A 25,108-nucleotide genomic window follows, 5' to 3' on the forward strand; every position below is an offset into this window, starting at 1 on the left:
GGGGGTGGCCCGCGTGGAGGTGGCTGGGACCGTGGCGGTTGGGGCGGCGGCTGGGATCGCGGGCCCGGCTGGGGCGTGCCTTACCCGTATTACGGATATCCCGGTTATGGCTATTACGGGTATCCCGGATATTACGGCTATCCCTATGGTGGTTGGGGATGGGGGGGCTGGTAAGCCCCGTTTCCGCCTGATGACGGCCCACGGCGCGGCTTCAGGTGCAGCGCCGTGGCAGGTATGAGATGACACGGTCAAGCAGGATATCCATTTCCGGGCGCTCGATCGGATCAATGCAGGTCATGATATAGGTCCGTGCTTGCCGCTTGATCGTGTTCGCCTGGCGCAGTCCCATGTCCCGCAGGCCGCTTGTGCCGATCATGTCCGCAATCGTCATGTTGTGGTGAAATGCGGTCCGGGCGATGTGAAAGGCCGCCCGGTTCACGATCGTCTCGAATTCGGCCCGGCCAAATGCGGACTGGCAACTGTCAAGCTGGGACCCGGCCTGGACATACATGTCCAGCGCAGGGCGGGTGATATGGCGATGGAAATGCCGCCTGTGCCATGCACGCGCCTGGATATGTTCCCGATGGGCGGTTTCATATTCCTGCACATTGGCATGGCTGTCGGCGATCAGCGCATGCACTGCCTGCGCTGACAGCCACATGCTGGCGAAATCGGGATAGGTCTGCCCGTTCCATAATGGCGCAAGGCCCACCGATCCTATGGCAAAGCGGAAACCGCGCTGCCCGTCGATACCGAACAGTACGCCCAGCGCCGGGTCCGTTCCGGTTTCCCCTCCCAGCACAAGGAGGTGTCCCGCATCGCCCGCATGCATGTAGCGCTGTACCGTCAGGAGGTCGAACAGGCTTTCATCCTCGAGCGAATGTTCGATATGCGCCTTTACATAGGCCATGAACAGCGGATTGCGGACATTGGTGACGCCGCGCGGACAGAAATCGAACCCCCACCAGCGTGACATCTTGACCAGGTGGAAAGCCAGCTCATTGCGAAGGCGCGTCAGTTCGGGCGGGGGGGCATGTTCGTCACACAATGCCTGAATATCGCGGAACCGCGTGACCAGTGTGTTGGCCTGTGCGGCGAAGGAAGTGCGCGGGTTGAAATAATCAAGGAACAGGGCGGGGCGGGAGTGCTCAAGGTGCCAGTCGGCGGAGCATCCTGTGGTTTCGGACATGGTGGCTTGATCCCTGCACGGAAAAAAAAGTGCGGCATCGCCCGTAGGCAGGTGGGCGATGCCGCAGAGTTTTCACGGCGATAGGGCTGGGAAATCGACGGTTGGGGAACTGTCTGATACGCCGTGAGTTCCTTTTTCATATTGCAAACGAATATCATTTGCAACAAGAAAGTGGCCACATGACAGGACATGCCCGGCAGGGGCGGGGGCCGGGCATGCGTTGGCATGCGCCGGTCCGGATACAGATCGTGCGGATGCGGGCAAGGTTCCCTGCCTGCGGGCGGAATTATGTTTCTAAAACGAAACATAGTTTCAGAAAACGTTCATAATTCCCGTGGGAAATCAGGACTATGGTCCGCAGGTCCATTGGTTCGGCAAAGGGTGGATCATGCAGGATACGTCACGTGAAAAGAAGCAGGACACCATTTGCGAATGGCGTCCCGCGCTTGTGCTGGTATGGAAGGGACGTCGGTATGAACAGGCCAGAAACACGCAGCCGCCTTCCTGCGACCTGTCCTCCTGCGACCTCCCGCCTGTGGATGATGAGGATGCCTATATCCACGACGAATTCTGAACATGGTGCATGGGCCATGCCCCTGCGGTGCAACCTGAACGGGATGCGGGTTCCTTCATGAATTACAGGTCTGGTCACGATCGCGACATGCCGGACAAGGTTCGCATGCGTGAAGAAATCCTTGATGACCTTGATGAGGAAATCGAACTCGAGCTTGACGATGCCCGCCTCGGGACGGGGGAGGGGTGTGATCCGCTGGATTTCCGGCAGACCTACTTCCGCGACCTCCTGCGCCTGCAGGGCGAACTGGTGAAACTGCAGGACTGGGTCAAGGAGACCGGGCACCGGCTGGTCGTGATCTGCGAAGGACGCGATGCAGCGGGAAAGGGCGGTGTCATCAAGCGGATCACACAGCGCCTCAACCCGCGCATATGCCGCGTCGCCGCCCTGCCTGCGCCCAATGACCGCGAACGCACGCAGTGGTATTTCCAGCGATATGTCAGCCATCTGCCTGCCGCAGGTGAAATCGTGCTGTTCGACCGCAGTTGGTACAACCGCGCCGGGGTGGAGCGGGTGATGAATTTCTGCACCGATGCGGAATATGAGGAATTCTTCCGCTCCGTGCCGGAGTTCGAGCGGATGCTGGTGCGCAGCGGGATCCAGATTGTCAAATACTGGTTTTCAATTTCCGATGATGAACAGGAACTGCGGTTTCGGGCCCGGATGGAAGATCCACTGAAACAGTGGAAGCTCAGCCCGATGGACCTTGAAAGTCGCCGGCGGTGGGAGGCCTATACCCTTGCCAAGGAAATCATGCTGGAACGCTCCAACATTCCAGAGGCCCCATGGTGGATCGTGCCTGCTGTCAACAAGAAGAAAGCGCGCCTGAACTGCATCAGCCACCTGCTGTCGCAGATTCCTTACCGGGACGTGGAAAAGCCCGAAGTCACCCTGCCGGAGCGCGTGTTCAATCCGGATTATATCCGCCAGCCTGTCCCTGATGACATGATCGTTCCGGATTTGTATTGAAAAAAGGGACAGGCATGTCACCGTCCGGAAGGAAGGCAGGGCCATGTCCTGCCTTTGGTGCGTTATCGTGATTTCATTATTGTGGGATGTCATGCGGAAACATTATCTATTGCCAGTGCTGTGTACGTCGTTGTTCATGGTTTCGGGAAATTGCGTGGCACTGGCGCCACAGCCTGCAAAAGTGCCAGATGCGGGATACCTGACCCCAGCGACACAGCCGGACGCGACCCGGTACCTGCCGCCGCCGCCTCAGGCCGGGTCGGCGCGACAGGCGGCCGACGACCATGCCTTTCAATCCACGCGCGGGTTGAAAGGGGGCGCGCGCTGGGCGCTGGCGACATCCGATGCGGACCTGAGCATGGAGTCCCTGCTGCGCAGTTATTCCTGTGCTGCCGGGTTTACGCTTGATGCCCGCAAGGCACCGCGCCTTGTCGCGCTGATCAGCAGGATGGATTCCAGCGAAGGCCCCGCCATGCGATACGCCAAGTCCACATGGCATCGGCCGCGTCCCTTCGTGGGGAACAACCAGCCGATCTGCACGGAATCGGACCGTGCCCATCTGGCCACGTCCGGGGCCTATCCGTCGGGGCATACGATCCTGGGGTGGAGTACGGCGCTGGTGCTGGCGGAACTGCTGCCGGACCGGTCGACCGAAATCCTGCAACGCGGGCGTGTGTTCGGTGAAAGCCGCATCGTCTGCGGCGTGCACTGGGCCAGTGACGTGCTGGAAGGATACATGAGCGCGTCGGCGGATATCGCCGCCATGCACGGCAATCCGGCGTTCCGTGCCGATCTGGATGCGGCGCGGACGGAACTGGCGGGCCTGCGTCAGGCGTCTTCCGCCCCCAATGCGCAGGCCTGCGCGATCGAGCAGGACGCCGCGACCCATTCCCCCCTCTGACCCATGTAACGGGGGCAGGGGCGAAAGCAGCGCCTGCCCCCGTTTGCATTGACGGGCATGATGCCCGGCATGTCGCGGCCCCGCCGTGGCATCTGTCGTGTTTAGGAGAGTCCCCGTTCCGCTGGTGTGCAAACGGGACCGCAACTGGAAAAAGACTGATGGACAAGGCCATGCTGACACGCAGGCGGGCACTCATACTGGCGGGGGGTGTCGCCATGTTCCCGGTAAGGCCGGGCCATGCCGCCCCCGCGCTGGCGCCCGTGCCGCTGGTCATGGCGCACCGTGGCGCGTCCGCCCTGCGCCCGGAACATACGCTGGCGTCCTATGCCCGGGCCATCGCGGATGGTGCCGATTTTATCGAACCCGACCTCGTCCCCACCAGTGACGGCGTGCTGGTGGCGCGCCATGAAAGCAACATTGCAGGGACATCGGATGTTGCCGATCATCCGGAATTCGCATCGCGGAAACGGACCGTTGTCATTGACGGCGTGTCGGAAACAGGGTGGTTCACGACGGATTTCACGCTGAAGGAACTCAAGACCCTGCGCGCGCGCGAACGCCTGCCCGCGGTGCGTGCGCACAACACGCGTTACGACGGGCATTTTGATATCCCCACATTTGAGGAGGTCATCGATTTCGTCGCGGCGGAGGCCGCCGCGCGGGGACGTGTGATCGGCCTGATCCCCGAAATCAAGAACTCGACCTATTTCCACAAGCTCGGCCATACGCCGGAGGAGACGTTCCTGCAGGTTATCGGCGCGCATGAATATACGCGTTACTGCCCGCTGGAAGTGCAGTCCTTTGAGACCACGAACCTGAAGATGCTGTATGGCAGGGTCAGGGCGATCAACCCGCAGGCACGCCTGATGTTCCTGATGGGGGAACGTACGCAGCGCGTACCCGACCTTGCCGCGTCCGGCCATGGCACGACATTCGGGGATCTGATGACGCCTGCGGCCCTGCGTGACGTGCGGCAGTATGCCGATGTCATCGGCCCGTCGAATGTCGATATCATCCCGCGCGACGGGTCCGGGGCATGGCTTGCGCCATCGTCCCTGATTGATGACGCACATCGGGCGGGACTTCTGGTCCATTCCTATACATTCCGCCCGGAAAACTGTTTCCTGCCGCTGCAACTGCGCAATGCAATGGGGGACAATGTCCGCAATCCCGAAGGGTCGATTGCGGAAATCCGGCGGTATCTCGACCTCGGGCTCGACGGGTTCTTCACCGACGATCCGGCCCTTGGCCGCCAGGCCGTGCGGATGTGATTTTGCTTATTAACATTGCCTTTATGGCCGGCTGATTTTTTACGGGCATAACGAAAAAAAAGGGGGCTGGCACATGATATGCCAGCCCCCTTTTTCATAACCCCTGCACGGGACGGGTTCAGCTTCCCTGAAGCCCGCGCAGCACGTCCGCCGGACGCACCGGCATATGACGCAGCCGCACGCCCACGGCATTGAAGATCGCGTTGCCAATGGCCGGACCGACCACCGTGGTGCCGGGTTCACCCAGGCCCATCGGTTTTTCGGTGCTCGGCAGGAACTCGATGTCCATCTCCGGCGTATCCGCAATACGCAGCGGGGTATAGGTGTTCAGGTTCCGGTCCACCGGCTGTCCGTTCACGATTTCCGTGTTTTCGAACAGGACCATGCTCAGGCCCCACAGGGCCGCGCCCTCGGTCTGCGCGCGTGCGCCGTCGGGATCGACCACGGTGCCCGCATCGACCACGATCGTCAGCTTTTCGCAGCGGACAACCCCGGTGGCACGGTCCACATGAACCTGCGCACAGCATGCGATCCATGTCGGCATGCCACGTTCCTGGCCCGCCGTGGTGCAGATGCCCAGCGCCGTGTCCTTGGGCAGCTTCTGCTTGCCCCAGCCAACCTTTTCGGCCAGACGGCGCAGCACCGCCGCCTGCCGCAGCGCACCACCGACCGCATCCGGGGCCTCGCCCTTGTTGCGGCCCGCACCGGTCAGCAGTTCCAGACGGAACTGCACGGGGTCCTTCTTCTGCGCATGGGCAACTTCGTCAAGGAAGCATTCCACCCCCCAACTGGTCCAGCCGGGACTGACCGAACGCAGCCAGCCGGGACGGAAGGTCTTTTCCGCCAGGTCGTTGCGCAGCGCGCGCACGCGGAACGCACCGACCTCGTACCAGTGGTCGGCACCCGCAATCGCGAACTGGTCATAGGGCACGTCATTGACGCCCTTGGACATGAACGCTTCGGCCATGACGCCGGTGGGCCAGCCCGCCGCCGCCTGGTAATCCATGGCGGTGATCTTGCTGGACGCATCGAACGCCATGCGCACCCGCTGCACCGAAGGGGAGCGGAAGGAATCGAACACCATGTCGTCCGAACGCGTCAGGATCAGCTTGACCGGCTTGCCACCCAGCGCCTTGGAGGCAAGGGCGGCCGGGATCATGTAATCCCCGTTCAGGCGACGCCCGAACCCGCCACCCAGCAGGTAGCTGCGCAGCAGCACCTTGCTTTCGGGCACTTCCAGCGCCTTGGCCAGTGTCGGCAGGATCAGCGACTGCCACTGGTTGCCGGCATGGATCTCGTACACGCCATCCTTGACGAAGGCGAGGGCATTCGTCGGCTCCAGCTGGTAATGCAGGACGGAGGCGCAGGTATATTCCTTGTCCATGACCGTATGGGCCGAACTGAATGCCTGGTCCACGCCATCGTCATTGAAGACGTAGACGCCACCTTCCTTGTGGTTGATCAGTTCGCGACCGCGATCCTGGATGTCGCGTTCGCTGACATGGGCGGTTTCGCCGGGGATCCAGTCCACCTTCAGCGCATCGGTCGCACGGATGGCGGCGGCATAGCTGCTGGCCAGTACCACGACCCATCCCTGCACGACGCCCGACGGGTCGTCGATCTTCAGGTAACGGATATAGCCCTTGACCTTGCGCGCCTCGCTGTCATCAACCGAACGCACCTTGGAGCCATAGCGCGTCGGCGGCATCTTCGGGCGGGCATAGACCATGCCCTCGACCTTCGCGTCGATGCCATAGATGGCCTCGCCCGTGGTCTTGGCAGGGATGTCCAGCGCCTTCTTGAGTTCGGAATTGCCGATCAGGCGACGCTCGCTCGCGGGCTTCAGGGGCAGCTTGGCCATTTCTTCGGGGGTGAAGGAATGGCTTGGATGGCCCTGTGCGACAATGTCGCCAAAGCTGATCTGCTTGCCGTTGGCGGCCGACACGATGCTCCTGCTGACGGTGCACTTGTCCGGTGTCGTGCCAAGCAGGCGTGCGGCCTCTTCCACCAGCGCCGTGCGCGTTGCAGCCCCCGCCTGGCGGAAGACGTCCCACGTCATCCACACCGACCAGCTCCCGCCCGTGACCATCAGGCCCCACTTGGGATCGGTATCGACGTAATTGATGCGGACCTTTTCCCAGTCGGCTTCCATCTCGTCCGCGATGATGCGGGCAAGGGCGGAGCCGATATGCTGGCCCATTTCCGCTCGGATGATGTTGACCGTGATTTCCCCATCCGGCGCGATCGAACACCAGATCGTGGGCTCGAACGCCCCGTCGCCGGGACCGGATTTGTCAAGCGGGAAAATCTGGTTGGCCGAAGCCTGCCGGGCAAAGCCGAACATGACGCCCGCGCCAAGCGAGGTGACAAGGAAGCCACGCCGCGACAGTCCCTGTCCAGCGCCGGAGCCTTTCCCGGTAAGAAAACGGTTCAGTCTACCCATTTGACGAATCTCCGCGTGCGGCTGCCGCGGCCTTCTTGATGGCCTCGCGTATGCGAATGTAGGTCATGCAGCGGCACAGGCTCCCGGCCATGACCGCGTCGATTTCCTCATCCGTGGGGGAGGGATAATCCTTGAGCAGGCTGACGGCCTGCATGATCTGCCCGGACTGGCAGTAGCCGCACTGCGGCACCTGCAGTTCGCGCCAGGCTTCCTGCACGGGATGCTTGCCCTCGGGGTCGAGGCCCTCGATCGTGGTGATGTCGGCGCCTTCGGCGGCGCTGACGGGCGTGATGCACGAACGCGTGGCGCGACCGCCGATATGCACGGTGCACGCACCGCACATGCCGATGCCACAGCCGAATTTCGTCCCGGTCAGGCCGACTTCGTCACGGATGACCCACAGCAGGGGGGTATCTTCCGGGACGTCAACGGTGACTTCGCGTCCATTGAGGTGAAAGGTCGTCATGTTCTAGCTCCGTCTTTCATCTCAATGAGAAGAGGCGACAGGAGAGGCAGCCAGCGTCTTGCGGACATCCGCGGCTTTCTTCTCAAGGTCGGTCCAGGGTTTCAGGGTCGTCCGCGTGGCGCGCAGGTAGGCGGCCAGACGTGCGAGGTCCGCGTCGGAGAAGGAATGATAGAAGCTCGGCATCGAGGCGGTGGAGATGCCTTCTGTCGTTCCGATCCCATGCAGGATCACCTGGTACAGGTTGGTCGGTTCATCCAGCCACAGCGCATTGTTCAGCGCCAGGTCGGGGCGGCCTTCGACCGGCTGCGGCCCGGCATTGGCGTGGCACGCGGCGCAGGCCCCGGCATACAGCCGTGCGTTCGGGTCCGTCTGCGGGCCGACCAGGTCACGCATGGAGGCCTTCATGGCCCAGGCGATGGCCTTGGGGTCCTCGCTGACGCGGCTTGACGCCTTGTCGATATCCGCAAGGTAGTGCGCGATCGCATGCACGTCGGATTCCGGCATCTCGCTCAGGCCGCCATGGACGACGGGCGACATCGGGCCGGCGGCACTGCCGTGCAGCGGGGCGGAGCCATAGCGCAGGTACTTGAAGAACTCGTCCTCGGTCCACACGACCGGGGTCGGGTTGTGTTCATTGAGCGGGGGCGCGATCCAGTTATCGACCGGCGCACCATCATAGGGCGCGCTGCTCTTTTCCGCGCCCATGGCGTTGCGTGGCGTATGGCAGGCGGAGCAGTGGCTCAGCCCTTCGGCCAGGTACGCGCCACGGTTCCATTCCGCATCCTTCGCGTTGTTGTTCTTCAGCGGCCCTTCATGCAGGAAGAGCAGCTTCCACCCGGCCTGTTCGAGGCGGATGTTGAACGGGAAGGCGACCGTGTTTTCACGCTTGACCGAATGCACCGGCTCACGCGTCATCAGGAACGCATAGACATCGTCGATGTCCTGGTCCGTCATGTGCGTGAAATGGTCGAACGGGAAGGCCGGGAACAGCTGCGTGCCGTCACGCGAAATGCCCTTGCGCATCGCACGCTTGAACGCCGCTTCGGACCAGTGGCCGATGCCGGTTTCCGGGTCTGGCGTGATGTTGGAGGAGAAGATGGCGCCAAAGGGCGTGTCCATCTTGTAGTCGCCAGCCAGTTCGATGCCGCGCTTGCCATCGGTGCGGGTATGGCATTCCGCACAGTAGCCGCCTGCGGCAAGCACGCGGCCGCGTTCGATCTGCGCCTTGCTGAAGGAGGAAGGAGGTGGCGGTGCGACCGGAGAAATCTCCGGATACCACGCGTAAGCAAGGAATCCGACGCCTCCGGCGACACCGATTCCCACAATCGCTGCTGCAATGCGTTTAATCACGATGTTCTCGCGGTTGTGAAAGTCATTAGATCACCCCGTATCATCCGCCCCGAGTTTCGGCGCTACGTCTTCAGAAACAACGAAATCAGCATGCGCGTGCACGCTGCCTTCCGGCACCGGATGGCAGGACGCGCATCGGCGCTCCTCCTCGCGGCGGACAGTAAGTCTTCTGTTTCCTAGTCAAGGGCTTCCACCCAACGTAAGGTGAAAACGCCTATAAGACTTATTTGGATTTTCATACCCCATGGGAAATCTTCTGTAAAAGCCTGAATAAGTGGCTTTTACAGGGGCCTGATGGCAGATGGGGCAGTGTGCACGGGGAAATGAATTTTCCCGGCGGGATGTCTATATCCGCTTATATACAGACACGCGCCGCCGGGTCAAGCGGGGACGACACGGATTGTCGTCCCCGGCATGTTGCGGGTGCCGGCTGTTATTCCGGCAGGCTGTAGGCGACCACGTAATCGCCCATCTTCGTGCCGAACGAGCCATGGCCGCCATCGGCCGTCACGATGAACTGGCGCCCGTTGACGGCATAGGTCATGGGCGTCGACTGCCCACCGGCAGGCAGGCGGTCCTGCCACAGCTGCTGTCCGGTCGTGACGTCATAGGCACGGATATAATAATCGAGCGTGGAGGTCAGGAACGCCACGCCACCTGCGGTCGTCAGCGGGCCGCCAAGGCTGGGCACGCCCATCTTGAACGGCAGCGGCAGCGGCGCGCTGTCACGGATCGTGCCGTTGCGGTGCTTCCACACGATCTTGTTCGTGCGCAGGTCGATGCCCGACATGTATCCCCACGCGGGCTGCTTGCACGGCAGGCCCAGCGGCGACAGGAACGCATGCAGGTCCACGCCATAGGGCACGCCGAACTGCGGCTGCACGCCACTTTCGCTGCCGGACGGCAGGGACTTGTCCGGGGTCGCGGGGTTGTTCGGGCCACGCGGGATCAGGGTGGAGACGAACGGGATGGCGATCGGGTTGGCGATCGCGATCTGCCGGACCGGGTCAACCGCAAGCCCGCCCCATTCGAACATGCCCAGGTTGCCGGGGAAGACCAGCGTGCCCTGAAGCGACGGCGGCGTGAACGGCCCGTCATAGCGAAGCTGGTGGAACATGATGCGGCAGATCAGTTGGTCGAACATCGTGCCACCCCACATGTCCGCATCCGTCAGATTCTTCTTGGGACGGAATGTCAGTTGGGAGAAAGGCTGCGTCGCCGACAGGTGATCCCCCGGCGCCGCACCCTGCGGGACGGGACGTTCGGGCGCGGGCACCACCAGTTTCCCGTTGCGGCGGTCCAGCACGAAGATGTTGCCGGTTTTCGCAGGGGCATACAGGGTGGGGACGATTTCGCCATCGGCATTGCGGATGTCCACCAGGCTGGGCTGTGCCGGGATATCCATGTCCCACAGGTCATGGTGCACGGTCTGGTAGCTCCACGCCAGTTTGCCGGTCGATGCGTTCAGGGCGACGATCGAACTGGCATAGCGTTCGGCATCCGCATTGCGGTTTCCGCCCCAGATGTCGGGGGTCTGCACGCCCATGGGGATATAGACCAGGTCCAGGTGCGGGTCATAGGACGCCGTGATCCACGAATTGGGTGAATTGGGCACGAAATGATGCTGCTCGGACGGCATTTCGTTCGGGTCCGGGTTGCCCGGGTCGAACGCCCATTTCAGTTCGCCCGTGTTGACGTCGAACCCGCGCGTGACGCCAGAGGGTTCATGCGTGGAATAATTGTCCGTCACCGCGCCGGAGACAATGACCATGCTGTCGGTCACCACCGGCGGGGATGTGGGTTCGTAAAATCCGGGTGTCTTGACCGTCATGCCGTCCTTCAGGTCGATTTCCCCGTCCTTGCCAAACCCGTGGCAGCGTTCGCCGCTATGCGCGTCAAGGGCGAACAGGCGGCCGTCATTGGTCGGCAGGAAGATGCGCTGCGCACATTCGGTAGGTGCGGCATCGGCGTCGGCCTTTGCCTCGTGGTAGGAGACACCACGGCAGGTCAGGTGCTGGAAGGTCGGGTTGTGGACGATCTGCGGGTCGAATTTCCACCGCTGCTTGCCCGTGGCGGCGTCAAGCGCGAACAGGATCTGGTGCGGGGAGCACAGATAGACCGTATCGCGGATCTTGATCGGCGTGACCTCGTCCGTCGTCTCGCCCGGGTCGCCGGGACCGCGCATGTCGCCGGTGCGGAAGGTCCATGCGACCTTCAGTTTGCTGACATTGGCGGCCGTGATCTGCTTGAGCGGGGAGAAGCGGTCCCCGAATTCCGTCCGGCCATAGGCCTGCCAGTCCGCGTCGGGCATTTCGTTCGCGTCACCCGGCGTCGGGGCGTTCTGCGCCACGGGCGGCAGGCTGCCGGCGATGTCCTGCGGGTCCTGCGTCAGGGCGATCCCGACCACGGCCACCGCCACGGCAATGACAGCGCCGAGCGCAAGGCGCGGCGGGCGCGCCTGCGTCGAGAGCGAGCGCGTGACACCCGGCAGGAAGAACAGGAGTCCGATCGGCACGAGGATATCGCCACGCGGGGCGAGCGCCCAGAAATCGAACCCGACCTCCCGCACGGCCCAGATCATCGTGCCTGCCAGCAGGACGGCATAGAGGCTCAGCGCGGCCTGGGAACGTATCCACAGCATCCATGCCGTTGCCAGCAGCGCCGCGCCAGCGAGGACATAGTAGAAAGACCCCCCGAGAACCGCCAGCCACAGGCCACCACCAAGCAGATAAAGACCGGATATCGCACATACGGCGATGACGATGAGGAGAGTGGGGCCGGGACGGGGAGGGGGCGTATTCATGATCATCCTGAACAAAGCGAAAAAAAGGCGCGCGAACGCTTTGCTCAAGGAGACAGCTTATAAAGCGCCCCCAGGTCAAGAGGTTATTTTTGACGATGACGTGTCATCCCGTCCCGCCATGGGGGTATGGCAGGCGGGAAGGGCGACAGTTCATGAAGGTGGGAAAGGGAGGGGGTTATTCTGCCGTGAGGACGACCTCCGCCAGTGTCCGGCGTGTCCCATGCGTGCGGATGGACTGCCGGATCGTGCGATAGCGCGTGACGAAATCTTCGGAGTCCGCAAGGCCCCAGCCGGAAAAGACCGTCATGCCCAGCGCCGCATCAATGTCCGCGCCGGTGGCAAGGGCACGGTCCTGCGCACTCAGGTGTGGCTCCACGATCGGATAGGTCGCGCCGTTATCGTCATGCCCACGCAGGTATTCAAGGTAGCATGCGATCAGGAACGCGATGCGCACGGGATTGCGGTGCGTCGCCAGCACCCCCATTGCGGTCTCGCGGACGAACATCTGCAGCTTGGACGTGCTGTCCGACGCGATGCGCAGCAACTGGTCACTGATCGCATGGTTGCGGAAACGCCGCAGCAGCAGCGGTTCGGCGTCATAGCCGAGGTAACGCTCCACCAGCGCCACTTCATACATGTCGGCCATGATGTCGCTGACGATGCGGTATCCCGACAGCACGCCCGACAGGCCAAGAAGCGAGTGCGAGGCATTGAGCATCCGCAGCTTCACTTCCTCATACGGGTGGACGTTGCCCGTGAACTGCACGCCCACCGCATCGAATTCGGGGCGGCCCGCGCAGAATTTGTCCTCGATCACCCACTGGATGAAATCCTCGCAGAAGACGGGGATGCGGTCGTCCAGTCCGCTGGCGCCGTCAAGGCGGCGCACGTCGTCGGGGCGCACCGCCGGGGTGATGCGGTCCACCATCGTGCACGGGAAGGTCACATTTTCTTCCATCCATTCCGCCAGTGCCGCATCGCGCGCGCGCGCCCACGACAGGACGGCCGTGCGTGCGACATGGCCATTCTGCGGCAGGTTGTCGCACGACAGGATGGTGAACGGCCCGACCCCGCGGTCACGGCGCAGGCGCAGCGCCTCGGTCAGGACGCCGAAGGCGGAGTGGGGGACGTCGCGTTTGAGGTCTTCGGCGATGACGGGAAGGTCGAGCGGGAAATGACCGTTTTCATCGACGTAGTATCCCCCCTCGGTAATCGTCATGCTGACGATGCGGATCGCGGGATCGGCCAGCCGTGCAATGACGGCCGCGCGATCAGCGGGGCCATGGACGTATTCGACGATCGAGCCGATGACATGCACCGTATCGGGCGCGTCGGGGGCGCAGACGGTCAGGGAATACAGGCCGTCCTGCGCCTTCATGGCGTCGGCCTTGTCCGTCTCGGCCGGGCTGTCCATCAGGCCGATGCCCACGATGCCCCAGTCCGCCTGTCCCGGGCGGCCAAGGATGCGTTCGATATAGACGGCCTGGTGGGCGCGGTGGAAATTGCCGACACTCAGATGCGCGATGCCCGGTCTGACCTTGGCACGGTCATAGGCGGGAACCGTGATCTCCGGCGGCAGGTGGGGCAGGGTAGTCGAATTGAGTATGGTCATGACCATTTTCCACGGCAAAGTATTCACGACGCCTAATCAGAAAAGGAAAATGTGACAACCCGCGAAAGTGATGTGCCTGCCGCCGGTTTTTGGAAAGGGGTGGCGCGGGGGACGCGCTTTGGCAGGATTTCGCGCATGGTGGGACATGGCGGGGCGGTATTACGAAATATTGCTGGGTAATCCGGGGCGTTTTTTCATGCGCCATGCAGATACTGGAAATAGGGGAAATGGCATGTTTCCCGGACGCCTGCCTGCCTGCCCGTTCCCCATGGCGACGGTCAGGCGGGAAGCCCGGCCGGCAGGGCCGGGGTGGGGCTGTCAGGCCGACAGTCCGCCGTCCACGTTCAGGGCCGCGCCGGTGATGTTGGCGCTTTCGGGACGGGCAAGGAACGCCGCCATGGAGGCGATGTCGGCGGGCCTGCCATATTCCGGCACGCACAGGAAACTGCGCAGCATGTCAGCACCCGCGCCATCGGCGGGGTTCATGTCGGTATCGATGGGGCCGGGCTGGATCACGTTGATGGTAATGCCCTCCGGCCCGAGGTCGCGCGCCGCGCCCCGCACGAATCCGCCAAGCGCCGCCTTGGTCGCGCTGTAAAGCGAGATGCCGGGGAAGGGCGCGCGTTCGCCAAAGGTGGAACCGATCAGGATGATGCGCCCGCCACGCTTCATGTGCTTCACGGCGGCCATCGTCTCCAGCATCACGGCGCGCACGTTCAGGCCGAGCGTCGCATCCACCTGCTCCACCGTCATGTCCTGTACCCTGGCATAAGGATAGATGCCCGCATTGCACACCAGCGTGTCCAGGCGCCCGAAATCACGCACGACCTGTTCGATCAGGTCCCGCGCCGCGTCGTTGCCTTCGCCCGCGCGATAGGCCCGCGCATCGCGGCCAAGCGCCCTGACCCGCGCCAGCGTCTCTTCCGCCGCCGTCGCGTTGCGGGCATAGGAAATCGCGATGTCGAACCCGTCCTTCGCCAGGGCTTCGGCAATGCTGGCCCCAATTCCGCGGCTGCCGCCGGTCACTATCGCCACGCGTCGTGCTGTCATGCTCGTTTCCTTCCGTCCGGGGGCTGTCCGCCCCCTGTTTGCCCCCACCTTATAGGCGCGCGGCAGGGGAGAGACAACGCGCCATGGCCGATCAGGGCTTGATTGGTGTCGCGGCCTTGTCTATAGGCAGCGATGTTCGCGCGTCCGGGCCTGAGTCAAGGGCATGCCCGGCCGCAATGTCACGTTCGCGTTCCCGCCGGCCCGATGGGCAGGCGGCGCGCGAAAAACCGATGGAGATGAAAATGCCCAAGATGAAGACCAAGTCGTCGGTCAAGAAGCGGTTCAAGATCACCGCGACCGGCAAGGTGCTGGCTGGCCCCGGCAACAAGCGTCACGGCCTTATCAACCGTTCGCAGAAGATGAAGCGCACCAACCGTGGTTCGCAGACCCTGACGGAAATGGATGGCCGCACTGTGAAGCAGTGGGCGCCCTACGGGCTGGCATAAGGAGCATCTGACACATGGCACGCGTCAAGCGGGGCGTTACCTCACACGCCCGTCACAAGAAGGTTCTGGAACTCTCCAAGGGTTACCGTGGCCGGTCTTCCACCAACTACCGCATTGCGCTCGAACGGCTTGAAAAGGCCCTTCGCTATGCCTATCGCGACCGTCGCAACAAGAAGCGTGAATTCCGCGCCCTGTGGATCCAGCGCATCAACGCCGCCGTGCGTGAGCATGGCCTGACCTACAGCCGTTTCATCAACGGTCTGGACAAGGCGGGGATCGAGATCGACCGCAAGGTGCTGGCCGCCATTGCGTTCGACGACGCGGCGACCTTTGCCGAAATCGTCAAGAAGGCGCAGGCCGCTCTGGCCTGAACCTGTCATCCACCCCGCGTGGTGACAGGTCCGCGAAACGGGTCGTCCTGCCGGGCGGCCCGTTTTGTTTTTAAGTTCCCCGGGTGCATCCCCGCGCGCGACAGCGGCGCCGTGGTCGCATCCCACCCTATCCAATGACCGGCATGGCCGCCATTTGTCGAATGCGCCTCGGCCTGCCAGTCCGGTGAGCCTGTGCGAGGTAGCATGAGTGACGATCTCGAAACCCTGAAGCAAGACACTCTCAAGGCGCTGGCCGCAGCCCCCGACCTGCGGGCATGGGACGAGGTGCGTGTCGCGACGATGGGCAAGTCAGGGCGCCTGACCGGCCTGCTGAAGGAACTCGGCCGGATGTCGCCGGAGGAGCGCAAGGTCCGCGGCAGCGCGCTCAACCGCCTGCGCGACGAACTCTCGCGCGAGATCGCGGCCCGTGGGGAGGCGCTCGAGGCCGAGGCCCTCAATGCCCGCCTCGCTGCCGAACGGGTCGATGTCACCCTGCCTGCCGCACCGCAGGCCGAAGGCACGCTGCACCCGATCACCCGCACGATCGAGGAAATGACCGCGATCTTCGGCGCGATGGGCTTCAAGGTCGCCGAAGGCCCGGATATCGAGACCGACTGGCACAATTTCGCGGCCCTCAACACGCCATCGCACCACCCCGCGCGCACGGATCAGGACACGTTCTACCTCCCGCAGGAGGAAGGCGGCACGGTGGAGCGCGTGCTGCGGACCCAGACTTCGGGCGTGCAGATCCGCACCATGCTGGCGCATGAACCCCCCATCCGCATCATCGCGCCGGGCCGCACCTACCGCGCCGACCATGACGCGACCCATTCGCCGATGTTCCACCAGTGCGAGGGGCTGGTGATCGACCGTGACATCACGCTCGGCCACCTCAAGGGCTGCCTGTCGGATTTCCTGCGCGCGTTCTTCGCACAGCCCGACCTGCCGGTGCGTTTCCGGGCCTCCTACTTTCCCTTTACCGAGCCGTCGATGGAGGTCGATATCGGCTGGTCGCGCAGGACGGGGCAGATCGGCGGCGGCGGCGACTGGCTGGAGGTCCTCGGTTCCGGCATGGTGCATCCGCGCGTGCTGGCGAACTGTGGCCTCGACCCGCGGGAATGGCAGGGATTCGCGTTCGGCATGGGGATCGAGCGCCTGACCATGCTGCGCCATGGCATTCCCGACCTGCGCTCCTTTTACGACAGCGACGTGCGCTGGCTGCGCCATTACGGAACCAGCCCCCTGTCTCCCGCCCTGCTGCATGAAGGTCTGTGATCGATGAAGTTTTCACTGTCATGGCTGCGTGAACATCTGGATACCACGGCAAGCCTTGAGGAACTGTGCGCACGGCTGAACACGATCGGGCTGGAGGTCGAGGGGATCGAGGATCGCGGCGCGGTCCTCGCCCCGTTCCGCACCGCGCGTATCCTTACGGCGGAACAGCACCCCAACGCCGACCGCCTGCGCGTCTGCCAGGTGGACGCGGGCGAGGGGTTCGAGCGCGTGCAGGTCGTCTGCGGCGCGCCCAACGCGCGCGCGGGCCTGTCGGTCATCTTCGCACCGCCGGGCACATGGATCCCCGGCAGCGACATCACCATCAAGGCGGGCAAGATCCGGGGCGAGGCCAGCGGCGGCATGCTGTGCTCCCTGCGTGAACTGGGGCTGGGTCAGGAAACCGGCGGCATTGCCGAACTGCCCGACGGTACGGTGGTGGGGCAGTCCTATGCCCTGTTCGCGGACATGGATGACCCGGTCATCGAAATCGCCATCACGCCCAACCGGGGCGATGCGCTGGCCATCCGTGGCATCGCGCGCGACCTGGCGGCGGCGGGGATGGGAACGCTCAGGCCATGGCTGGCCGAAACGGTGGAGGGACACTTTGCCTCTCCCCTGATATGGGCCGACAGCTTTGCCGAGGCCTGCCCGTGGGTGCTGGGGCGCACGATCCGTGGCGTGCGCAACGGCCCCAGCCCGGAATGGCTGCAGCGTCGTCTGGAATCCGTGGGCCTGCGCCCGATTTCCGCGCTGGTGGACATCACCAACTATTTCGCGTTCGACCTTGGCCGCCCGCTGCACGTCTTCGACGTGGCGAAGGTGGGGGGCAATGTCCTGACCGTCTGCCGTGGCGCGGGCGAGACGCTGCGCACCCTTGACGGGGGCGAGCATGTGATGACGGTGGATGACTGCGTCATCGCCGATGCCAATGGCGTGCAGTCGCTGGCCGGCATCATGGGGGGCGAGGCGACCGGCGTGGACGAGGGGACGACCGATGTCTTCGTCGAATGCGCGCTGTTCGATCCCGTGCATATCGCCCTGAGCGGGCGGCGGCACAACCTGCATTCCGACGCGCGCCAGCGTTTCGAACGTGGTGTGGACCAGGCCCTGCCTCCCGCGGCGCTCGAAGCCGCGACGCGCATGATCCTCGACCTGTGCGGGGGGGAGGCCAGTGAGGTCGTCTCCGCCGGGACGCCGCCTGCATGGCAGCGTACGGCGCACCTGCGCTTTGACCGGATCAGGACGCTGGGTGGCCTGACGGTTGCGCCGGATCATGCCGTGGCCTCGCTCGAAGGGCTGGGGTTCGAGGTGCGCGAGCGTGATGCGGAGCATGTGGTCGTCAGCGTCCCGTCATGGCGCAATGACATCGCAACGCCGATGGTGCTGGACCAGGGACGCGACCTGCCGCCCGAACAGGCCGCCCGTGCGGCGCAGGGTGCGATGGCGGTGGATTCGGAAGTGGACCTGATCGAGGAGGTCCTGCGACTGGAGGGCATGGATGCGATCCCGGCGGTTTCCCTGCCGCCGGTGTCTGCCGTGCCGGTGCCCGCGCTGACGCCCGCGCAGGTGCGTGCGGCGTCTGCGCGGCGGCATCTGGCTGCGCGTGGCCTGCTGGAGACGGTCGGCTTCTCCTTCGTCGCGCACGCGCAGGCGGCGGCTTTTGGCGAGACGCCCGAAAGCCTGCACCTGCTCAACCCCATTGCTGCCGACCTAGACCAGATGCGGCCCACGCCGCTGGTGAACCTGCTGAATGCCGTGCATCACAACGCGGCGCGCGGCTATCCCGACCTGGGCCTGTTTGAAATCGGCGCGGGCTTTGGCGAGGCCGGGCAGCGTCAGATCGCGGCCGCCATCCGCAGTGGCCATTCGGCGCGCACCCCCGGCCATGCGGCAACGGCAGTGGACCTGTGGGCCGCAAAGGCGGACATCCTTGACGTGCTGCGTGTCGCCGGTGCCCCGATGGAGGGGCTGAGCATCACGCCTGACGCGCCCGCGCATTACCATCCGGGCCGTTCCGGCACGGTGCGGCAGGGGCCGAAGCTGGTGCTGGGCCATTTCGGGCAACTGCATCCGGCGCTGCTGGCCGAACGGGGGATCGACCTGCCGGTGGTGGGATGCGAGGCGTTCATCGAGGATGTGCCGGAACCCAAGCGCCGTCGCCGCGCGGTGCCCAACCTGTCGCCATTCCAGCCGCTGCACCGGGACTTCGCCTTCATCGTTGCAGGCGACGTTCCGGCGGAAAAGCTGCTGCGCGCCGTCAGGGGGGCTGAACGCAACCTGATTTCCGCTGTCAGCCTGTTTGACGTGTATGAAGGCGACAAGATCCCGGCGGGCCACAAATCCATGGGCATCGAGATCACGATCCAGCCCACGGACCGCAACCTGACCGATGCGGATATCGAGGCGGTATGCGCGCGCGTGATTGCGGCTGCGCAGAAAACCTGCAATGCCGAACTGCGTGGCTGAAGGCGCGCGATGCGATGGGGCGCCGTGCCGCGTCGCATCCGTGCATCTGTCATGCGTATGTCCATCAGGGGAGAGACTCCATTGCGCGCCATAGGGGGATGGATCGGGACGGGGCTTGCCGTCCTGGTGGCGGGATATGCCAGCACCGCGGACGCCACGGCGATCACGGGGGCCGGGTCCAGCTTTGGCGCGCCAATCTATGGCGCGTGGGGCGAGGATGCGGCACGGGATGTGGATATCACCCTGAACTACCAGACGATCGGGTCTGGCGCGGGGCAGAACCAGGCGCGTGCGCGCACGGTTGATTTTGGTGCGTCGGATGCGCCGATGTCGGCCGCCGCGCTGAAGGATGCCCGGCTTGCGCAGTTCCCGACCGTGATGGGGGCGATCGTCCCGGTCATCAACCTGCCGGGGATTGCCGATAACCAGTTGCGCCTGACCGGGGCGCTTGTGGCGCAGATCTATGACGGGGAAATCACGTCATGGAACGATGCGCGTATCGCCGCCGTCAACCCGGGACTGGCCCTGCCGGACATTCCGGTCGCCCCCGTGCGCCGGGCCGACGGGTCGGGGACGACCTTCGTGTTCACGACCTACCTGTCGCAGTCCTGGCCGCAATGGAAAGCTCAGGAAGGGGCCGGGACCTCGATCCAGTGGCCGGTGGGAGAGGGCGCGCGTGGCAATGACGGCATCGCCGCCGCCGTGCGCAATACGGAAGGGAGCATCGGCTACCTCGAATATGCCTATGCCGCAGGGAACCACATGGTCATGGTGCGGATGCGTAACAGCCATGGCGAGGACGTGGCCGCCGACAACGACAGTTTCGAGGCCGCCGCCCATTCCGCGAAATGGGAGGATGACGCCACGCGCCGCGTCGATATCCTTGACGCGGCGGGGGAAGGCGCATGGCCGATCATGTCCGCGACCTATGTCCTGATTCCCACCGATCCCACGGACCGTGCGCGGGGACGGGCGGTGCGCGATTTCTTCATCTGGGCGTTCGAGCGCGGGGATGACACGGCGCGCAAGCTGCAATATGTGCCCCTGCCGCAGGAGGTGAAGGCCGGGATCGAAAGCTTCCTGAAGCAGGAATAGCGAAGATGCAGGTGCGGATTTTTTTTCAAAAGGCGGGGTTCTTTGAAGCTTTTTGGAAAAAAGCTTCACCAAAAACTTTTGAATGATGATTACGTGTTGAAATGTCCCTTGCAATGAATTGGAGGGATATCGGACCTGTGAATTAAGTCATGGTTTCCAAAGGGCAATGCCCTTTGGCGGGTTTCAGGGCAGAGCCCTGGGAGGCTGCATGAAGCACCTGACAGCAGCATTTGAAAAAAGCACATGAAGTCGGCATGACGGGCGCGGATATGGCACCATGCCGTGACCATTTTCCGGGAAACAGGCATTGATGACACCACCGACCCCTTCCGCCGCGCCCGCCCCCGCCCCCACAACAAAGCGGACGATCTGGATACTGGCGGGAGAGGCGAGCGGCGACGTGCTGGGCGCGCGCCTGATGGGCGAACTGGCGCGACGCGACCCCGGCCTGCGGTTTGTCGGGGTTGGCGGCGCGCGGATGGAGGCGGCGGGCCTGCAAAGCGAATTTCCCATGCGTGATCTTGCGGTCATGGGACTGGTGGAAGTCCTGCCGCGCCTGCGTTTCCTGTCGCGTCGACTGGCGCAGGCGGTGGCGCATATCCATGCGGTCCGGCCCGACCTGATCATCACGATCGACAGCCCCGGATTCGCCCTGCGCCTGCTGCGGCGGGTGGCTGCGCTGTCGGTGCCACGGGTCCATTATGTCGCGCCGCAGGTCTGGGCATGGCGCGAACATCGTGTGCGCAGATTCCCCGGCCTGTGGGAACGCATGCTCTGCCTTCTGCCGTTCGAGCCCGCGTTTTTCGCCCGCCACGGGGTGGAAGGCCGCTTTGTCGGGCATCCGGTGGTGCAGTCCGGGGCGGATACGGGCAATGGGGCGGCGTTTCGTGCGCGTCACGGCATTGCGCCCGATGCGCCGGTGCTGGTCCTGATGCCCGGCAGCAGACGATCGGAGGCACCGCGCCTGCTGCCCGTGTTTGGCGAGGTGCTGCGCCTGTTGCGGTCACGCTGTCGCGGCATCGTGCCGGTCGTGCCCGTGGCCCCGGTCATTGCCGATACCATCCGCAGGGGGGTCGCCAACTGGCCCGTGCAACCCATCATCGTGACCGACCTGCAGGACAAGCACGATGCCTTTGCCGCCGCAGGGGCCGCCCTGACCAAATCCGGGACATCCACGCTGGAACTTGCCCTGGCCGGGGTGCCGATGGCGGTGACATACCGCGTCAATCCCATGACCGCCGCGATCGCGCGACGCCTGATCCGGGTGCCCTATGTCGCGATGGTCAACCTGCTGGCCGGACACCGGCTTGTGCCCGAACTGCTGCAGGAACGCTGCCGGGCGGACCTGCTGGCGGAGACCATCGTGCGCCTGCTGACGGACGGGCACAGCGCGCGCATGCAACGGGCCGGGTTCCGGGACATTATCGCAACATTGCACGGGCCGCAGGGCGACCCGACGGCCGCCGCGGCGGATGAAATCCTCGACCTGCTGCAGGTCGAGGCATCCGTGGCGCCGCCGCAGTAGGAAACGGCGGGCTGCACCCGGTTCTTACTGCTCGTTGTTGGGGGTCTTCGACGGTTGCGGGCTGCCGGCGGGCGGAACCGGGGTGGCCGGGGGCGTGGGCTTGTCGCCATCGGGTTGCTGCGGCAGTTCCACCTGCGCATTCACAAGCGCGCGCACCTGAGAGACGACCATGTATCCGCCAAGCAGGACGGTCAGGAAAATCGTCAGGATAATCCAGGCCAGCTTGGCGCGAGGATCCTGTTCCGGGGGAAGGTCGGCGGGCATGTGCTCTCTACTTTCCTGCTGCGATGATGGGGATCAGGCGTGTTTGTACAGTTCGTCCGCCCCGATCAGCGGCTGCGAAATCTCCACCAGTCCTTCGGGCCGCATGGCGTTGAAGAAACAACTGCGCCGCCCGGTATGGCATGCCACGCCCTTCTGATCCACCAGCACGAGGACCGCGTCACGGTCACAGTCGAGCCGCGCATCCACCAGCGTCTGCACCTGTCCCGATGTCTCCCCCTTGCGCCACAGCGCCTGGCGGCTGCGTGAAAAATAGCAGACCCGGCCCGTGCGCAGCGTCTCCTCAAGGGCGGCGGCGTTCATCCAGGCCAGCATCAGCACCTCGCCCGTATCATGCTGCTGGGCAATGGCGGCAACCAGCCCGGCATCGTTGAAACGGACCTGTGCGATCATGCGGGCGCAGGTGGCGGCGTCGGGCGGGGTATAGGCCATGGCGATCAGTCAATCCGGTAAAGGGAACATGCCCCAGTCACATGCCCGCAACATCGGGACATGTCTAGCCTTCGCCATCCTTTTGCGGCAGGCGGAACCAGTCGGGCACGCGCACGCTGATGGGGTGTCCCGCCGCCGTCAGGCCCGGGCTGTGGATGTGGGTGCTGCGGATCATGGCCATGCCCGCCTGATCGCGCGAGGAGCGGAGTTCGCCGACCTCACGCCCCTCATGCACGATGGGGGTTGCCGGCGGGGGCAGGTCGCGTGTGCCGGCAACCGGCAGGAGGTGGCGCTTGACCAGCCCGCGATAGCGGGTGCGTGCCGTCAGTTCCTGACCCATGTAGCACCCCTTGGTCCAGGAAATGCCGTTGAGTCGGTCGAAATTGGCCTCCAGCAGCAGCGTTTTCCCTGATTCGCAGTCGCGCACCCCATCGGGCAGGCCGAGCGAGAGGCGGTGGCGGTCGTAATCGACATCGTCCGCCGTGGCATCCGTCGCGGCATGCCCGCGCAGGGTGCGCCACCCGGCCTGCGGCAGGCGGGGGTCGGCGCTGGTGGGGAACCGCCCGTCATCAGGTGCCGCGCTATCCCATCCCGCGTGCACGGCGTATCCGGTTTCACCGATGTCCACATCGGCGCGCAGGCGATAGCGCGAGAGGCGCTGGCGGAGCATCTGCGCCTGCGACGCATCGCAGTCGAGCAGCAGGCGTTCGCCATGCTGGTCGGCGAAGACGAAGAAATCCGCCAGCCATTTCCCCTGTGCGGAGAGGAAGCCGGTCCATGCGGCTTGGGCCGGGGTTACGGTTGTCATGTCATTGGACACAAGTCCCTGCAGGAAGGAAACCCGGTCCCTGCCGGAGACAGCCAGCACCGCGCGGCCCGGCAGATACGCAAACTTCACCATGGCATGCACTGTGCTGACATGCGCGCCGCCAGGCAAGGGGATAACGGAGATTTGGCATCCCCGCTGAAGACGCATATGCACCGTTGCATGCGCATCCTGTTCATTACCTCCACCCGGTTGGGGGACGCCGTGATCTCGACCGGACTGCTGGACCACCTCCTGCACCGATATCCGCAGGCGCGGTTCACCATTGCCTGCGGCCCCGTCGCGGCGGGCCTGTTCGCGCACATGCCGCGACGGGAGCAGACGATCGTCATGACCAAGCGCCCCTATGACATGCATTGGGTGGACCTGTGGCGGCAGTGCATGGGGACGCGGTGGGACCTGTGCGTGGACCTGCGCGGGTCGGTCATTCCGTTCCTGCTGCGTGTGGGCAACCGGCGGGGCATGCGTGGCGGGCGCAGGCCGGGGCCGCGCGTTGCGCATCTGGCGCAGGTGCTGGGCCTGTCGCCGCCGCCCGTGCCGGTGGTCTGGACCAGCGCCGCCGAACGTGACCGCGCGCGCGCGCTGCTGCCGGGGGGGGAGGGGCCATGGGTCGCACTGGCCCCGACCGCGAACTGGGCGGGCAAGGTCTGGCCCGCCGAACGATTCGTCGCGTTCTGGCATGAATTCGTGGCAGCCCATGGCCCCGCCCGGCCCGTGATCCTGTACGGGCCGGGCGATACCGAACGCCGGATGGCGCAGGGGGTCATCTCCGCGCTTGGCAACGCGCTCGATACCGGGGGGGGGCTGTCGGTGACACAGGTCGCGGCGGTGCTGCAGCGCTGCATGCTGTTCGTGGGCAACGATTCGGGCCTGATGCACCTTTCCGCCGCGGCGGGCACGCCGACGCTGGGCCTGTTCGGGCCAAGCCGCGTCGATGAATACGCCCCGTGCGGGCGCGCCGTGGCCCATGTGGTCGCCCCCGGCCCGGCGGGGCAGGCGGACATGCGCGACCTTGGCGTGGCCAATGTCGTTGATGCAGCGCTGAACCTGCTGGCGGACAGCCGCGAAGCAGGGTAAAGGCGCGCCGCGCGTCCGTGGCGGCGACAGGGCGGTGGCTGCCCCGTTCTTGCCACGACGCGCCTTTACACCCCTGTGCCAACATAATTTTCGCAAGGTCCGAGGACGATACATGATGCACATGCGCGGCGGTTTCATGGCCCGTGGTTTCATGGCCCTGTGTGGGGTCGCAGTACTGCACTGCGTGCTGCCTTTCGCTGCGGCGCGGGCGCAGCCTGCGGCGGGGGGATGGGTGCCCAGGGGGTGCGGGGCCGCCCCGGTCGCGCCAAAGGTCGATTCAGCCGACGTGTCGCGTTTCAACGCCAGCGTCGACCGGGTCAACGCCTATGAAAAGGCCGCCCGGACCTATGCCACATGCGTGTCCGCGGCGTCGGCGAAGGAACAGGCGGCCATCAGCGCGGATGCCAGCGCACGCATGCACCGTGTCCATGATTCCGCGACACAGGTGCAAAAGCAGGTTTCCGAGCAGTTCACGCGCCTGTCAGCGGAAATGAAAAAGGGCCATGACCGCCTGGCCGCCCGTTAGCCCCGTCACCGCGACGGTGCGGGGAATGGCGTCGGCCCGGTAATGGGGCCGGCGGCGCCACGTGGGGGCTTCACGACGCCTGCAGGATCGGTACATCCGGGTTTGCTGTCGCCGCGCAGGACAGGTATGGTCTGCCATTCATGACAGGTATCGTCCAGG

Annotated in this window: 22 protein-coding genes; 12 read left to right on the top strand and 10 right to left on the bottom strand. The window is 64.5% G+C overall.

Annotated features, from left to right (window positions below; genetic code table 11):
• Positions 1-211: 211 nt before the first annotated feature.
• Positions 212-1,189: a hypothetical protein gene (locus KMAL_RS09070; RefSeq protein ID WP_110095395.1), complete on the bottom strand. Its 978-nt coding sequence runs from the start codon at positions 1,187-1,189 to the stop codon at positions 212-214.
• Between the two features lie 388 nt (positions 1,190-1,577).
• Between KMAL_RS09070 and KMAL_RS09075 the strand changes: the two genes are divergently transcribed.
• The 4 genes from KMAL_RS09075 (at position 1,578) to KMAL_RS09090 (ending at position 4,904) form a co-directional block, all read left to right on the top strand.
• Complete coding sequence (locus tag KMAL_RS09075; RefSeq protein WP_110095430.1) at positions 1,578-1,763, top strand: hypothetical protein; 186 nt, start codon at positions 1,578-1,580, stop codon at positions 1,761-1,763.
• Between the two features lie 57 nt (positions 1,764-1,820).
• Positions 1,821-2,732, top strand: a complete 912-nt coding sequence (gene ppk2 / locus KMAL_RS09080; RefSeq protein WP_239020045.1) for a polyphosphate kinase 2 — start codon at positions 1,821-1,823, stop codon at positions 2,730-2,732.
• Between the two features lie 154 nt (positions 2,733-2,886).
• Positions 2,887-3,633 carry an acid phosphatase gene (locus tag KMAL_RS09085; protein ID WP_239020046.1) on the top strand — a complete coding sequence of 249 codons (747 nt, stop codon included), beginning with the start codon at positions 2,887-2,889 and terminating at the stop codon, positions 3,631-3,633.
• A 170-nt stretch (positions 3,634-3,803) separates the two neighbouring features.
• Complete coding sequence (locus tag KMAL_RS09090; protein ID WP_110095432.1) at positions 3,804-4,904, top strand: glycerophosphodiester phosphodiesterase; 1,101 nt, start codon at positions 3,804-3,806, stop codon at positions 4,902-4,904.
• Positions 4,905-5,022: 118 nt separating this feature from the next.
• Here the strand turns inward: KMAL_RS09090 and KMAL_RS09095 are convergent, their stop codons facing one another.
• From KMAL_RS09095 to KMAL_RS09120, 6 genes are all read right to left on the bottom strand, one after another.
• The gene (locus tag KMAL_RS09095) at positions 5,023-7,347 is read right to left on the bottom strand and encodes a xanthine dehydrogenase family protein molybdopterin-binding subunit (RefSeq protein ID WP_110095397.1); all 2,325 of its coding nucleotides are present in this window, start codon (positions 7,345-7,347) and stop codon (positions 5,023-5,025) included.
• Complete coding sequence (locus tag KMAL_RS09100) at positions 7,340-7,813, bottom strand: (2Fe-2S)-binding protein (protein WP_110095398.1); 474 nt, start codon at positions 7,811-7,813, stop codon at positions 7,340-7,342. The genes KMAL_RS09095 and KMAL_RS09100 overlap by 8 nt, the downstream gene beginning before the upstream one ends.
• 21 nt (positions 7,814-7,834) lie before the next feature.
• Complete coding sequence (locus KMAL_RS09105) at positions 7,835-9,163, bottom strand: cytochrome c (protein WP_110095399.1); 1,329 nt, start codon at positions 9,161-9,163, stop codon at positions 7,835-7,837.
• 433 nt (positions 9,164-9,596) lie between these two features.
• Positions 9,597-11,966 carry a glucose/quinate/shikimate family membrane-bound PQQ-dependent dehydrogenase gene (locus tag KMAL_RS09110; protein WP_110095400.1) on the bottom strand — a complete coding sequence of 790 codons (2,370 nt, stop codon included), beginning with the start codon at positions 11,964-11,966 and terminating at the stop codon, positions 9,597-9,599.
• 175 nt (positions 11,967-12,141) lie between these two features.
• A complete protein-coding gene (locus KMAL_RS09115) occupies positions 12,142-13,578 on the bottom strand; it encodes a mannitol dehydrogenase family protein (RefSeq protein ID WP_239020047.1) in 1,437 nt (478 codons plus the stop codon).
• Between the two features lie 318 nt (positions 13,579-13,896).
• The gene (locus KMAL_RS09120; protein WP_110095402.1) at positions 13,897-14,628 is read right to left on the bottom strand and encodes an SDR family NAD(P)-dependent oxidoreductase; all 732 of its coding nucleotides are present in this window, start codon (positions 14,626-14,628) and stop codon (positions 13,897-13,899) included.
• A 242-nt stretch (positions 14,629-14,870) separates the two neighbouring features.
• Here KMAL_RS09120 and rpmI point away from each other — a divergent pair, with 242 nt between their 5' ends.
• The 6 genes from rpmI (at position 14,871) to lpxB (ending at position 21,806) form a co-directional block, all read left to right on the top strand.
• On the top strand, positions 14,871-15,074 hold the full coding sequence (gene rpmI / locus KMAL_RS09125) for a 50S ribosomal protein L35 (protein WP_012554749.1): 204 nt from the start codon (positions 14,871-14,873) through the stop codon (positions 15,072-15,074).
• A 14-nt stretch (positions 15,075-15,088) separates the two neighbouring features.
• Complete coding sequence (gene rplT, locus KMAL_RS09130; RefSeq protein WP_003620466.1) at positions 15,089-15,445, top strand: 50S ribosomal protein L20; 357 nt, start codon at positions 15,089-15,091, stop codon at positions 15,443-15,445.
• A 204-nt stretch (positions 15,446-15,649) separates the two neighbouring features.
• A complete protein-coding gene (gene pheS / locus KMAL_RS09135; protein WP_110095403.1) occupies positions 15,650-16,720 on the top strand; it encodes a phenylalanine--tRNA ligase subunit alpha in 1,071 nt (356 codons plus the stop codon).
• A gap of 3 nt (positions 16,721-16,723) precedes the next feature.
• On the top strand, positions 16,724-19,186 hold the full coding sequence (gene pheT / locus KMAL_RS09140; RefSeq protein WP_110095404.1) for a phenylalanine--tRNA ligase subunit beta: 2,463 nt from the start codon (positions 16,724-16,726) through the stop codon (positions 19,184-19,186).
• Positions 19,187-19,237: 51 nt separating this feature from the next.
• Positions 19,238-20,281: a phosphate ABC transporter substrate-binding protein PstS gene (gene pstS / locus KMAL_RS09145; protein ID WP_408887910.1), complete on the top strand. Its 1,044-nt coding sequence runs from the start codon at positions 19,238-19,240 to the stop codon at positions 20,279-20,281.
• 310 nt (positions 20,282-20,591) lie between these two features.
• Positions 20,592-21,806 carry a lipid-A-disaccharide synthase gene (gene lpxB / locus KMAL_RS09150; RefSeq protein WP_110095405.1) on the top strand — a complete coding sequence of 405 codons (1,215 nt, stop codon included), beginning with the start codon at positions 20,592-20,594 and terminating at the stop codon, positions 21,804-21,806.
• Positions 21,807-21,830: 24 nt separating this feature from the next.
• On the opposite strand, the gene KMAL_RS09155 is transcribed toward lpxB, so the two are convergent.
• From KMAL_RS09155 to ygfZ, 3 genes are all read right to left on the bottom strand, one after another.
• Positions 21,831-22,070, bottom strand: a complete 240-nt coding sequence (locus tag KMAL_RS09155) for a hypothetical protein (protein ID WP_110095406.1) — start codon at positions 22,068-22,070, stop codon at positions 21,831-21,833.
• A gap of 33 nt (positions 22,071-22,103) precedes the next feature.
• Complete coding sequence (hisI, locus tag KMAL_RS09160; RefSeq protein ID WP_110095407.1) at positions 22,104-22,520, bottom strand: phosphoribosyl-AMP cyclohydrolase; 417 nt, start codon at positions 22,518-22,520, stop codon at positions 22,104-22,106.
• A 64-nt stretch (positions 22,521-22,584) separates the two neighbouring features.
• Complete coding sequence (gene ygfZ, locus KMAL_RS09165; protein WP_110095434.1) at positions 22,585-23,421, bottom strand: CAF17-like 4Fe-4S cluster assembly/insertion protein YgfZ; 837 nt, start codon at positions 23,419-23,421, stop codon at positions 22,585-22,587.
• A gap of 87 nt (positions 23,422-23,508) precedes the next feature.
• Here ygfZ and KMAL_RS09170 point away from each other — a divergent pair, with 87 nt between their 5' ends.
• The gene (locus KMAL_RS09170) at positions 23,509-24,423 is read left to right on the top strand and encodes a glycosyltransferase family 9 protein (RefSeq protein WP_110095435.1); all 915 of its coding nucleotides are present in this window, start codon (positions 23,509-23,511) and stop codon (positions 24,421-24,423) included.
• Positions 24,424-24,535: 112 nt separating this feature from the next.
• A complete protein-coding gene (locus KMAL_RS09175; RefSeq protein WP_146044189.1) occupies positions 24,536-24,949 on the top strand; it encodes a hypothetical protein in 414 nt (137 codons plus the stop codon).
• Positions 24,950-25,108: the final 159 nt, after the last annotated feature.

Origin of the sequence: Novacetimonas maltaceti, from assembly GCF_002906255.1 — a bacterium.
Lineage (GTDB): Bacteria > Pseudomonadota > Alphaproteobacteria > Acetobacterales > Acetobacteraceae > Novacetimonas > Novacetimonas maltaceti.

Bases quoted from the DNA above. Each gene is read 5' to 3' on its own strand.
- KMAL_RS09070 (WP_110095395.1), bottom strand. From the start codon at position 1,189: ATGTCCGAAACCACAGGATGCTCCGCCGACTGGCACCTTGAGCACTCC.
- KMAL_RS09075 (WP_110095430.1), top strand. From the start codon at position 1,578: ATGCAGGATACGTCACGTGAAAAGAAGCAGGACACCATTTGCGAATGG.
- ppk2 (WP_239020045.1), top strand. From the start codon at position 1,821: ATGAATTACAGGTCTGGTCACGATCGCGACATGCCGGACAAGGTTCGC.
- KMAL_RS09090 (WP_110095432.1), top strand. From the start codon at position 3,804: ATGCTGACACGCAGGCGGGCACTCATACTGGCGGGGGGTGTCGCCATG.
- KMAL_RS09095 (WP_110095397.1), bottom strand. From the start codon at position 7,347: ATGGGTAGACTGAACCGTTTTCTTACCGGGAAAGGCTCCGGCGCTGGA.
- KMAL_RS09100 (WP_110095398.1), bottom strand. From the start codon at position 7,813: ATGACGACCTTTCACCTCAATGGACGCGAAGTCACCGTTGACGTCCCG.
- KMAL_RS09110 (WP_110095400.1), bottom strand. From the start codon at position 11,966: ATGAATACGCCCCCTCCCCGTCCCGGCCCCACTCTCCTCATCGTCATC.
- KMAL_RS09115 (WP_239020047.1), bottom strand. From the start codon at position 13,578: ATGACCATACTCAATTCGACTACCCTGCCCCACCTGCCGCCGGAGATC.
- KMAL_RS09120 (WP_110095402.1), bottom strand. From the start codon at position 14,628: ATGACAGCACGACGCGTGGCGATAGTGACCGGCGGCAGCCGCGGAATT.
- rpmI (WP_012554749.1), top strand. From the start codon at position 14,871: ATGCCCAAGATGAAGACCAAGTCGTCGGTCAAGAAGCGGTTCAAGATC.
- rplT (WP_003620466.1), top strand. From the start codon at position 15,089: ATGGCACGCGTCAAGCGGGGCGTTACCTCACACGCCCGTCACAAGAAG.
- pheS (WP_110095403.1), top strand. From the start codon at position 15,650: ATGAGTGACGATCTCGAAACCCTGAAGCAAGACACTCTCAAGGCGCTG.
- pheT (WP_110095404.1), top strand. From the start codon at position 16,724: ATGAAGTTTTCACTGTCATGGCTGCGTGAACATCTGGATACCACGGCA.
- pstS (WP_408887910.1), top strand. From the start codon at position 19,238: ATGCGTATGTCCATCAGGGGAGAGACTCCATTGCGCGCCATAGGGGGA.
- lpxB (WP_110095405.1), top strand. From the start codon at position 20,592: ATGACACCACCGACCCCTTCCGCCGCGCCCGCCCCCGCCCCCACAACA.
- KMAL_RS09155 (WP_110095406.1), bottom strand. From the start codon at position 22,070: ATGCCCGCCGACCTTCCCCCGGAACAGGATCCTCGCGCCAAGCTGGCC.
- hisI (WP_110095407.1), bottom strand. From the start codon at position 22,520: ATGGCCTATACCCCGCCCGACGCCGCCACCTGCGCCCGCATGATCGCA.
- ygfZ (WP_110095434.1), bottom strand. From the start codon at position 23,421: ATGGTGAAGTTTGCGTATCTGCCGGGCCGCGCGGTGCTGGCTGTCTCC.
- KMAL_RS09170 (WP_110095435.1), top strand. From the start codon at position 23,509: ATGCGCATCCTGTTCATTACCTCCACCCGGTTGGGGGACGCCGTGATC.
- KMAL_RS09175 (WP_146044189.1), top strand. From the start codon at position 24,536: ATGATGCACATGCGCGGCGGTTTCATGGCCCGTGGTTTCATGGCCCTG.